Raw genomic sequence first — 10,986 nt, forward strand, 5'->3', positions numbered from 1 at the left:
AAATCAAACGGATTTGACCATCGGGAAAACCCCGAAAGAAACATAGAATATATTCATTAAAAAAATCAAGGTTATGAAGAAATTAGATTCTCGCGTTCGTATTACGGAAACAGACGATATATCCGACCGTCTGATTCTTCTTTATGACAAACATCCTCATCTTGCGACCAATCCTTTTCTGAACCGGCTCTTTAACCAAATGCGTACGCAATCACTCCACATTACGGAGGCGATCAAACATAACCGTATGCAATCCAAGCTCGGTACGGCCGATGCGCTGCGCAATCAAAAACTGCGTAAACTGCGCGATATCCTCAAAGGATACCGGGCGATGCCGATACCCGCTCAGAGCATGGCTGCCGACGCGCTTTGGACTATCTTCTCCAAGTACGGAATAAAGATCGTCTACCAAAATTATGCTTCCAAATCGTCTTTGCTCGAATCGCTTCTGCTCGATTTTGCCGAACCGGGCGCCCAAGCGCATGTCGACACGCTGCCGGGAATGGCCGAAGCGCTGTCCGAACTTCGCCACGCACAATCCGACTTCACCGTGGAACGCATTGCCTACGAAACGTATTGGGCACACGCGGCCAAAGAAAAAACGGCCAGCGAACTGAAAAAAACATTACTCGAGCTGATTAACGATAAACTGCTGCTCTACGTCGAAACGATGCGGATGGTCGATCCCGACAACTACACGGCTTTCGCGGCTACCGTCGAACAGATCATCGAAGAGATGAACGACGTCATTGCACGACGTTCGGGCAGATAGTTCCTCGCTCCGGCTTATTTGCCCATGCTTTCGTATCGCCCCAAGCAAAAAAAATCTATATATTTGCATCTGACGATTTTGTCATATTTACATATACCGATTTTCGATGAAAACATTAATTACTCTACTGTTGATAAGCCTGATAAGCTCCATCGCTTACGGGCAAATAACCGTAAAAGGAGCAGCAGCTAACCAATATGCCAAATTTGAGCCGTTAACACATCTCGACCAAGCGACGCTGGAATGTATTTACGAATATACCGTAAAAGACCCGCGCCTGCAAGAAACCGAAATCTATTACGATATTCTGCAAGTCGGGAAGCGCGTTTCCAAATACGCCGCATATCCGGATTATCTCATCGACTCCGTCATGTGCCGGATGGAGGATATCACCAAAGTCACATTCGGACAATTCACGGCCATATCCAATCAATATGAAGGCTGGAAAGCATCCAAATACACCATCGTCAAAGACCATCGTACGAAAACTCTTTCGTATTACGATCGCGTGTTTACCGACCGGTACGTCTATCCCGATACGATTGCTATCGGCTGGCAGTTGAGCGACGAAACGAAAACCGTCTGCGGATATACGTGCCGGAAAGCCACTGCCACCTTCCGCGGACGCGGATGGACGGCCTGGTATGCAACCGATATTCCGGTAAACGACGGCCCCTGGAAGTTCGGAGGATTGCCGGGACTCATCCTGCAAATCGAAGATGCCACGGGCGATCAGCATTTCACGGCCATCTCCATCCGAACCCCGACAGAAAACATCTCGATACGAAAACGATCCGAACCGTTCAAAACCACCCGTAAGCGTTTCAACAAACAGCTGAACGACTATCGTTCCGATCCCGGCAAAATCATGTCTGGCAGTCCGTTTGCAGGTAAAACCGTCGACGGAAAAGAAATACCCGTTCCCAAACGGCAACTGTTCCATAATCCAATCGAGCTGGAATAATACGAGAACGATTTAATTACATATATTTAACACTCATTGTTTGGTTATACAAAAAAAGCCATAGAGATTTGCAAATAAAAATTTTAAAACTTACATACTTGATCTGATAACAATATACCATCAAATCAGACTCTTTATTACATATACCGATTTTCGATGAAAACATTAATTATTCTACTGTTGATAAGCCTGATAAGCTCCATCGCTTACGGGCAAATCACCATAAAGGGAGCGGCAGTCAACCGATACGCCAAATTTGCTCCGTTAGAACATCTCGACCAAGCGACACTGGAATGTATTTACGAATACACCGTAAAAGATCCGCGCCTGCAAGAAACCAAAATCTATTACGATATTCTGCAAGTCGGGAAGCGCGTTTCCAAATACGCCGCATATCCGGATTATCTCATCGACTCCGTCATGTGCCGGATGGAGGATATCACCAAAGTCACATTCGGACAATTCACGGCCATATCCAATCAATATGAAGGCTGGAAAGCATCCAAATACACCATCGTCAAAGACCATCGTACGAAAACTCTTTCGTATTACGATCGCGTGTTTACCGACCGGTACGTCTATCCCGATACGATTGCCATCGACTGGAAGTTGAGCGACGAAACGAAAACCGTCTGCGGATATACGTGCCGCAAAGCCACTGCCACCTTCCGCGGACGTGCATGGACAGCCTGGTATGCAACCGACATTCCGGTAAACGACGGCCCCTGGAAGTTCGGAGGACTGCCGGGGCTCATCCTGCAAATCGAAGATGCCACGGGCGATCAGCATTTCACGGCTATCTCCCTCCGCACCCCGACGGAAAACATCTCGATGGAAAAACGATCTTCTCCTTTCAAGACCACTCGTAAACGTTTCAACAAACAGTTGAACGACTATCGTTCCGATCCCGGCAAAATCATGTCTGGCAGTCCGTTTGCAGGTAAAACCGTCGACGGAAAAGAAATACCCGTTCCCAAACGGCAACTGTTCCATAATCCGATCGAGCTGGAATAACACGTATGACGATCCGGCAGAAACTGTTTTACATCCTGTTGGCCAACCTCCTTACGGCGGTAGCCGCCTTGTCGCAAACGGTAATTACCGGCCGGCTGACCGATGCCGGGACCGGCCATGCCATCCCCGACGCCATCGTGAAAGCTATAAAAACCGACACGACACGGACGGTATTGGCCTATACGATCACTGACACGGAAGGGCGTTACCGGTTGTCGCTGGCAGAGCAGCAGCAGCCGATTGAGCTGGAGTTCGCCATATTGGGCTATCGCACCGTCAGCCGGCGCGTAGCGGCGCAGTCGGCCACGATCGACCAGACGCTTGCCCCGTCTGCCTTCCAACTGAAAGAAGTAACGGTCAAAGCCCCACCGATCCGTTCGCACGGCGATACGCTCACCTACAACGTGGCTTCGTTCATCGCACCGTCCGATCGCACCGTAGAAGATATTCTGCGCAAGCTGCCCGGCATCACCGTCAAGCCCGGCGGAGGAATCGAATATCAGGGTAAGGCGATCAACAAATTTTACATCGAAGGGCTGGACATGCTCGGCGGACGCTACACGCTGGCGACCCGAAATATCGGCGCCGACCAGATTGCCAGTGTTCAGGTTTACGAAAATCATCAGCCCGTTCGCCTGCTCAAAAACATCGATTTCAGCGAAAATGCCGCATTAAATATCAAACTGAAAAATAAGGGCATGACACGCCCCGCGGGTAACGTGCTGGGCGGTATCGGTTATCGCCCGGGCATGCTTTATCGTGCCGAATGGTTCGGTTTTATAGCCCACACGAAAGGGCAAATGCTGGGTACGCTGAAAGGCGATAATTGCAGTGCCGAAGCCGGTCATGAATTAACTGACCATTTCGGCAGAGGAGGCGACAACAAGGCCAACGGACTGATTCCCGCGCTGCCTTTCACGGTGCCCGGCGATGTCGGGACTCGTACACGCCGTTCGTCCGGAGCGTCCGCCTCGCTCAATGCAATCCGTCGCACCGGCTCGTACTCCACGCTGACATTCAACCTCGGCTATGCCGAAGCTCGCCGCCGTTACGAACGCGAATCGGTCAGCACGTATTTCGCCGCTACCGACAGCGCCATCATCGCCCGCGAATCCCTGCGCACCGACGACGCCGACCATAACCTGACGGCAAGCCTCGTCTATGAAAAAAATGCCGAACAGGAATTTGTCTCCAATACCGCCGACTTTCGGTTTGGCTTCGGCGAGGCCGATACTCGCCTGCACCTTCCCGCCGAACTCCGGCAACGCTTTACGCAACGGCAGGCAGCGCTCGACAACCGGCTGTCGCTGATGTGGCGACGGGGCACGAATGTGTATCGATTAGAGTCGCATATCCGCGGCAGCGTCGTGCCGGGCAACCGACTTACGGTAGACGGCAGCGACCGTGCGCGACTGGTAACACAGCGCGTACTCGGACAATCGCTCTACACGAACCACAGCACCTCGTTCGTAAAAGGACTGAACACCTACCATAACTTGTGGTTCGACGTGACGATGGAGACCGAGCACGACCGCATCGATACCGATCTGGACAACCGTACAACGCCTTTACAGGCGCGTAACCTGAACAGCGGCTACCGGCTGCAGCCAGTCGTTACGCCATCGTACGTCTTCGACCGCGATCGCGTGCGCGTCAAACTCGACATACCGGTTCGATACGTCCACATCCGCTATCGCGACCGGCAGTCGGCCGAAAAGTTCCGGTACGATCGTCCCTACGTCGGCGCACGCATAAACACCCGCTACACCGTCAGCCCCGGTTTCTCGGTAACGGCCAGTGCCGGTATCACCCATGCAACGGGCGACATGCTCTCGTTCCTCGTCCATCCCGTGCAGCACAGCTATAACAAACTGTTCGGCGGTGAATCGGGGCGACTGGCCTATCGGCGAATGAGCAGCCTGACCATCGGATACCTGTTCCGTAACACGATGGAAGGATTTTTTTCGACGCTCAATGTAGCCGTCGGACGTACCCACCGCAATGTGTTGAAAGGGGAAACCGTCGCCCCCGACGGCTCGATCACTTCGCACACGGCCGGAACGACAAACGATGCCGGCATGGTAACGGGCACGTTCTATATCGCCAAAAACTTTCATGACCAAAATACCACCATCGCACTGACAAGCAGCTATACCCAAACGTCGGGCGAACGGTCGCGGCAAGGGCTGCGCGTGCAGCATGTGAACCGGATCATGTCGCTTAACCCGTCGGTCAACGTGCGGGCTGTCGAGTGGATGGTCATCAGAATCCGAGGCATGTTCGATCGGTTTACGCAAACGGTACGCGCCGGCACGGTCGATACCCGGTCGATAATACAAAGCTGGGGTGTGGATGGGGATGTGACCCTCCTCCCCTTTCGCAATGTCGAGCTGTTCGGCCAAACGAATTACCGCAATCATCCGTCGGAAGACAATCGCCGCACACAACGCTGGCTCATCGACGCGGGCATACGCTACCAGCCTTCTCCTGTGATTGAACTGGAACTGAAGCTACACAATCTGACTGATACCGAGACCTACACCGATATCCATTACCGCGACACGGACATGTTCGTGACCACCTTCGGCCTGCGCCCGGCCTCGGGTATCGTCAGTCTGAAATATTCGTTTTAGCTTTCACTCCCCTTTCGGATAGTCCGGGTAGAGGAGGTATTTTGCGCGAATCTGTTTGTATTCGTCGAGATCGGATTGCCAGGTAGCGCGGATTTCGGCTTCGGGTACTCCGGCAAGGATTTGTTTGCGCAGCGCATCCGTTCCGGCCAGCAGGTCGAACCATCGCGGCCGGTTGAAAAACACCTTTTCGTTTCGGCCGGTACGCGTAAAGAAGTCGATCACGAACTGGAGCGAAAGCCCACCTTCGAACGGATAATAACGCAGGTCGTCGCCGTAGCAGGTTTTGTCTTTATAAAGCGGAGCCGTATCCATGCCCGGAATAGCCGTGGGGACGAAAGTGAACGAGCCGGTCTGCGGCAGGGTATATCCGACGATCTGGAACGGGAAATGCGTGCCCCGTCCGACACTCATACACGTCCCTTCGAAGAAACAGAGCGAAGGATAGAGGCGAATAGCCTGATCGTTCGGGAGATTCGGAGAAGGTCTGACGGTCGGCTGGTAGGCGTCGCCATGTTGCCAGTTCAGCATCTTGATAACAGTCAGTTTGCACGTTGCGGCCGCGGGCAGCCACCCTTCGCCGTTAATCATTTGCGCCAGTTCGCCGACGGTCAGTCCGTGCAAAACAGGGATCGGTTGGACGCCGACAAACGACTCGAATCCCGGCTGACGGATCGGGCCGTCCACATAGTCGTTCGGGTTCGGGCGGTCTAACACCATCAATTCCTTACCATGTTCCGCGCAAGCCTCCATCAGGTAATGCATCGTACTGATGTACGTAAAGAAACGCGCGCCTACGTCCTGAATGTCGAAGACAACGACATCGACGTCGGCCAGTTGTTCGGCGCTCGGCTTTTTATTTTTTCCGTAAACCGAAACGATGGGTACCCCCGTTTTTGGATCGCGGCTGTCGTGAACGGTCGCACCGGCATCGGCCGTTCCGCGGAAGCCGTGCTCGGGAGCAAAAACTTTCCTGATATCGATCCGGCGTGCGAGCAACGTATCCAACAAATGCGTACGGCTGGTTTCGAGGATCGACGTATGATTCACGGCCAGCGCCACCCGTTTACCTTTCAATCGTGTGCAGATGCTGTCCATGCGTTCGTTTCCGAGTACGACACGTTTGTTCCGATGTTCGGCCGAAGCCGTTCCTGTTGATACGACGCAGAGCGTCAGGAGTAGAAATAATGCGATTATGTTTCGTTTCATTGCAAGTAATGTTTTTCTTTTTTCGGGGCGTAAAAGTAGTTGAAAAAGGGGAGAAATCCGACAATTTATCCGTATTTTTGCGTGCATTTTTCTTTGACGAAGCATATGAATCCATTGGAAATTATTCAGGCCTATTACCTTCCGGAATCGCGGGCATACGAGATTCTGATCACGCACAGCCGCAGCGTGGCCGATAAGGCCGTATCCATCGCTGAGGCGCATCCGGAAATGGAGCTGGACATTCCTTTCATCCGCGAAGCCGCCCTGCTGCACGACATCGGCATCTTTCTCTGCCATGCGCCGGAAATCGACTGTCATGGCGAAGCCCCCTATATCTGCCACGGGTATCTGGGTGCCGACCTGCTGCGTAAGGAAGGGTATCCGCGCCACGCGCTGGTCTGCGAGCGTCATACGGGTACGGGGCTGTCGCCCGAGCTGATCCGGCAACGCAACCTGCCGGTTCCCCTCCGCGAGATGCGCCCCCAGTCGCTCGAAGAGCAACTGATCTGTTTCGCCGATAAATTTTTCAGTAAAACGAAGCTCGACCGTGAGAAACCGATCGAAAAAATCCGCAAAGGACTGGCCGCATACGGAGATGACGACGTGGCACGTTTCGACGGCTGGTGTAAACTCTTTTTAGGAAAATAAGGGCCACATCCTCGTTAAATTGTGCTATTTTTGCGCCCGAATACATACGGGACGAAGCATGTTTCTAAAGCAAATGATAGGATGGATCGCCTGCGTATGCGCTCTTTGGACAAATGGACGGGTGCAGGCGCAGGAACCTGTGACAGCCGTCGCATCGTTGAACGATTCGATAGCCGTCCGGCAACCGGACAGTTTGCTACAAATCGCGGCCGATACCACGTTACGCATCGACACGGCCGCCGTCGATACCACCGCCCGCAAAAAAAGCATGCTCGAAGCGCCCGTCACGTATCAGGCGAGCGACTCCATTGTCCTGACCGGCACAAACATGGCCTACCTCTACGGAGAGAGCAACGTAAAATACCAGAACATCGAATTGCAGGCCGAGCGGATCGAGATAAGCCTGGACAGCAGCATCGTCTACGCCACGTTCGCGCTCGACTCTGTCGGGACGGAATACGGCTATCCGCTCTTCGTCGAGGGCGAACAGCAGATCGAGGCAAAGAGCATGCGTTACAACTTCAAGTCGCGCAAGGCGTATGCCAACGATGTGCTGACACAACAGGGCGAAGGCTTCCTGACGGCCGGCGTCACGAAAAAGATGCCCGACGACGCGATGAACATGATCAACGGGCGCTACACGACGTGCGACGAACATGACCACCCGCATTTCTACATCAAAATGACGAAAGCCAAAGCCCGGCCCGGAAAAGATATCGTCACCGGCCCGGCTTATTTGGTGATCGAGGACGTACCGCTCTTCCCCATCGGGCTGCCGTTCGCGTTCTTCCCGTTCTCGAGCACGTACTCGTCGGGGATCATCATGCCTACGTACGGTGACGAGATGGCGCGCGGCTTTAACCTCCGTAACGGCGGATATTATTTTGCCATCAGCGATTACATCGACTTGGCGCTTACGGGCGAGATTTACACGAAAGGATCGTGGGGCTTGGCCGCCCGCTCGTCGTACCGGAAACGATATAAATATTCGGGCGCCTTCGATGCGTCTTATCTGGTTACGAAAACGGGCGACAAAGGGCTGCCGGATTACAGCGTCTCGAAAGATTTCAGAATCGCGTGGACGCATTCGCAAGATGCGAAGGCCAATCCTTACCGTACCTTCTCGGCCAGTGTCAATTTCGCGACGAGCAGCTACAGCCGCAATCAGCTCAATATGCTCTACACGCCGGATGCGACGAACAACAACAAAGGTTCGAGTATCAGTATCTCGCAACGTTTCCCCAACAGTCCGATCAATATTTCGGCCACGATGAACATCAACCAGCGCTCGCAAGATTCGTCGCTGAGCGTGACGCTGCCCGACATGAGCATCTCGATGAGCAGTATTTATCCGCTCAAACGCAAACATATCGTAGGAAAGGAACGCTGGTACGAAAAAATCTCCATCTCCTACTCCGGTTATTTCAGAAATACGATTCATACGAAAGAGAATGAGTTTCTCAGAAAGAACCTCATCAAAGACTGGAAGCACGGCATGCAGCATTCGATTCCGATCAGCGCGACATACAACTTCGGATTCCTGAACATATCGCCTTCCGTCAATTATACGGAACGATGGCTGACGGACAAAGTCTACCACAAGTACGATACGGCACGCAACGCGCTCATGCCCGTCGATACGGTCTACGGCTTCTATCGCGTCTATAACTACAATGCCGCCATCTCGGCTTCTACGACGCTGTACGGTTTTTTCAAGCCATGGGCGATTTTCGGAGACAAGATCAAGATGATCCGTCACCGCATGGAGCCATCCGTTTCGTTCAGCATGTCGCCCGACTTCGGCAGCCGCAAATACGGGTATTACGAGGACTATTCGTACGTAAACCGTCAGGGAGAGACCGTGACCGGCGTCTATTCGCCGTTCAAAGACGCGATGTTCGGCCCGCCGGGAAGAGGGAAGCAGGGCGCACTCAATTTCGCGGTAGAAAACAACGTGGAGATGAAGATACGCTCGGACGCCGACTCGACAGGCGAGCGAAAAATCAGCCTGATCGAGAAGCTGGGCTTTCGCATCAGCTACAATCTGGCAGCCGATTCGTTTAAATGGAGCGACCTGAATGTGGGGCTGAACCTGCGGCTGACTAAAAGTTACTCCTTGATACTAAGCGGCGTTTTCGACGTCTACACGTATGGTTACGACGCGAAAAACCAACGGGCTTATCCCCTCAACAAAACACGCTGGCAGGCCGGAAAAGGTTTTCCGAGGCTGCGGGCGACGAGCACGAGTTTCTCCTATACCTTTAATAACGACACGTTCAAAAAATGGTTCGGAGGCAAAGGAGACCGGAGCGATAAAGATGCGTCGACAAACGAAACGGGTAACGAGACTTCCGACGGCAGACAGGGTGAAGCCGGCCAGAGCAAGGGCGGGCGTCTGCGGAAAGCGAAAAAAACAAACGCAGGCGAATACGACGAAGACGGCTACTACAACGCAACGGTGCCGTGGAATTTTTCGTTCAGTTATAATATGGGATTGGGCTACGGCAACTTTAATCCGAAGAAGATGGAATATAACTACCGGCTGACTCACAGTCTGAGTTTCAACGGCAGCATTCAGCCGACGAAGAACTGGCGTATCAGCATGCACGGCTCTTTCGATGTCGAACACCGGAGATTCGACGACATCAGTTGCAGTATTTCGCGCGACCTGCATTGCTTCCAGATGTCGGCCAACATAAAACCCATCGGGGCCTATAAATCGTATTCGTTTTCGATTGCCGTCAACTCGTCGCTGCTCAAAGATCTGAAATATAATCAAAGCAATACGAACCGCGACCGGCAAACCTGGTATTGATCTACCAGTCGACAGGCGCCTGCCCCGAAGCGATCAGATAGTCGTTCGCGCGGCTGAAATGTTTATTTCCGAAGAATCCGCGATGCGCCGACAAGGGCGACGGGTGGGGCGACTTCAACACTAAATTGGCTGACGAATCGATCCGTTCGCCTTTTTTCTGCGCGTACGATCCCCACAGCATATAAACGATGTGCTTACGTTCGGCATTCAACTGACGGATGACGGCATCAGTAAACGTCTCCCACCCCTTGCCCTGATGCGATCCGGCCGCATGCGCGCGCACCGTCAACGTGGCGTTGAGCAGCAATACCCCCTGATCGGCCCAGCGGGTCAGGTCGCCGCTTCGAGGCATCGGTTTGCCGAGATCGTTCGCGATCTCCTTGAAAATATTCACGAGCGACGGCGGGAAAGGCGTCCCGTCCTGCACCGAGAAACACAGTCCGTGCGCCTGCCCCGGCTCATGATACGGGTCTTGCCCGATCAGTACGACTTTCACCTGCTCGAACGGGCAATGTGCAAACGCGTTGAAGATATGCGCTCCGGAGGGATAAACCTTCGTGCGTTGATATTCTTCGCGCACAAAATCCGTCAGCGTTTTGAAATACTCCTTCTCAAATTCGCCGGACAGCCGTTCCTTCCAGCTCTGTTCTATTTTTACATCCATAACTTCTTAGGCATTGACGACGCGACAGTTCGTGATTCGCATCCTGCATATGGCAGACAAAGGTAATGGAATAATCCGAAAAATTGTAGGCCGATGGTTGCCATCTGTCAATTATTTTTATATCTTTGCGGCGTTTTTGGCCCCGTAGCTTAGTTGAATAGAGCGTCAGATTCCGGTTCTGAAGGTCGTGCGTTTGAGTCGCACCGGGGTCACTTCACTTCCCGCCCGATTTCCTTTCCCTTTTTGGTGACATGAGTGACCTTTTTGGTA

The 10,986-nt window shown here is 52.9% G+C and carries 8 protein-coding genes and 1 tRNA gene; 7 read left to right on the plus strand and 2 right to left on the minus strand.

Annotated features, from left to right (window positions below):
- The first annotated feature begins 73 nt into the window (after positions 1 to 73).
- The 4 genes from Q4A89_RS11035 to Q4A89_RS11050 all read left to right on the plus strand — a co-directional run bounded on the left by Q4A89_RS11035 (position 74) and on the right by Q4A89_RS11050 (position 5,383).
- Positions 74 to 772: a DUF6261 family protein gene (locus tag Q4A89_RS11035; protein WP_303185526.1), complete on the plus strand. Its 699-nt coding sequence runs from the start codon at positions 74 to 76 to the stop codon at positions 770 to 772.
- Between the two features lie 106 nt (positions 773 to 878).
- Positions 879 to 1,736 carry a GLPGLI family protein gene (locus tag Q4A89_RS11040; protein WP_303185527.1) on the plus strand — a complete coding sequence of 286 codons (858 nt, stop codon included), beginning with the start codon at positions 879 to 881 and terminating at the stop codon, positions 1,734 to 1,736.
- Between the two features lie 156 nt (positions 1,737 to 1,892).
- Positions 1,893 to 2,750, plus strand: coding sequence for a GLPGLI family protein (locus Q4A89_RS11045; protein ID WP_303185528.1), 858 nt, complete (start codon positions 1,893 to 1,895; stop codon positions 2,748 to 2,750).
- 5 nt (positions 2,751 to 2,755) lie between these two features.
- Entirely contained in the window at positions 2,756 to 5,383 is a 2,628-nt protein-coding gene (locus Q4A89_RS11050) for a carboxypeptidase regulatory-like domain-containing protein (protein ID WP_303185529.1), read from the plus strand.
- Positions 5,384 to 5,386: 3 nt separating this feature from the next.
- On the opposite strand, the gene Q4A89_RS11055 is transcribed toward Q4A89_RS11050, so the two are convergent.
- On the minus strand, positions 5,387 to 6,589 hold the full coding sequence (locus Q4A89_RS11055; protein WP_303185530.1) for a DUF1343 domain-containing protein: 1,203 nt from the start codon (positions 6,587 to 6,589) through the stop codon (positions 5,387 to 5,389).
- A 105-nt stretch (positions 6,590 to 6,694) separates the two neighbouring features.
- On the opposite strand from Q4A89_RS11055, the gene Q4A89_RS11060 reads away from it, so the two are divergent.
- Positions 6,695 to 7,237: an HD domain-containing protein gene (locus tag Q4A89_RS11060; protein WP_303185531.1), complete on the plus strand. Its 543-nt coding sequence runs from the start codon at positions 6,695 to 6,697 to the stop codon at positions 7,235 to 7,237.
- Between the two features lie 73 nt (positions 7,238 to 7,310).
- Complete coding sequence (locus tag Q4A89_RS11065; RefSeq protein ID WP_303185532.1) at positions 7,311 to 10,052, plus strand: putative LPS assembly protein LptD; 2,742 nt, start codon at positions 7,311 to 7,313, stop codon at positions 10,050 to 10,052.
- Position 10,053: 1 nt separating this feature from the next.
- On the opposite strand, the gene ung is transcribed toward Q4A89_RS11065, so the two are convergent.
- Complete coding sequence (gene ung / locus Q4A89_RS11070) at positions 10,054 to 10,716, minus strand: uracil-DNA glycosylase (RefSeq protein WP_303185533.1); 663 nt, start codon at positions 10,714 to 10,716, stop codon at positions 10,054 to 10,056.
- Between the two features lie 138 nt (positions 10,717 to 10,854).
- On the opposite strand from ung, the gene Q4A89_RS11075 reads away from it, so the two are divergent.
- Positions 10,855 to 10,928 (plus strand) — tRNA-Arg (locus Q4A89_RS11075).
- The last annotated feature ends 58 nt before the right edge of the window (positions 10,929 to 10,986 follow it).

The sequence above is a fragment of the Tannerella sp. genome (genome assembly GCF_030528505.1).
GTDB lineage: Bacteria > Bacteroidota > Bacteroidia > Bacteroidales > Tannerellaceae > Tannerella.

Bases quoted from the DNA above. Each gene is read 5' to 3' on its own strand.
- Q4A89_RS11035 (WP_303185526.1), top strand. From the start codon at position 74: ATGAAGAAATTAGATTCTCGCGTTCGTATTACGGAAACAGACGATATA.
- Q4A89_RS11040 (WP_303185527.1), top strand. From the start codon at position 879: ATGAAAACATTAATTACTCTACTGTTGATAAGCCTGATAAGCTCCATC.
- Q4A89_RS11045 (WP_303185528.1), top strand. From the start codon at position 1,893: ATGAAAACATTAATTATTCTACTGTTGATAAGCCTGATAAGCTCCATC.
- Q4A89_RS11050 (WP_303185529.1), top strand. From the start codon at position 2,756: ATGACGATCCGGCAGAAACTGTTTTACATCCTGTTGGCCAACCTCCTT.
- Q4A89_RS11055 (WP_303185530.1), bottom strand. From the start codon at position 6,589: ATGAAACGAAACATAATCGCATTATTTCTACTCCTGACGCTCTGCGTC.
- Q4A89_RS11060 (WP_303185531.1), top strand. From the start codon at position 6,695: ATGAATCCATTGGAAATTATTCAGGCCTATTACCTTCCGGAATCGCGG.
- Q4A89_RS11065 (WP_303185532.1), top strand. From the start codon at position 7,311: ATGATAGGATGGATCGCCTGCGTATGCGCTCTTTGGACAAATGGACGG.
- ung (WP_303185533.1), bottom strand. From the start codon at position 10,716: ATGGATGTAAAAATAGAACAGAGCTGGAAGGAACGGCTGTCCGGCGAA.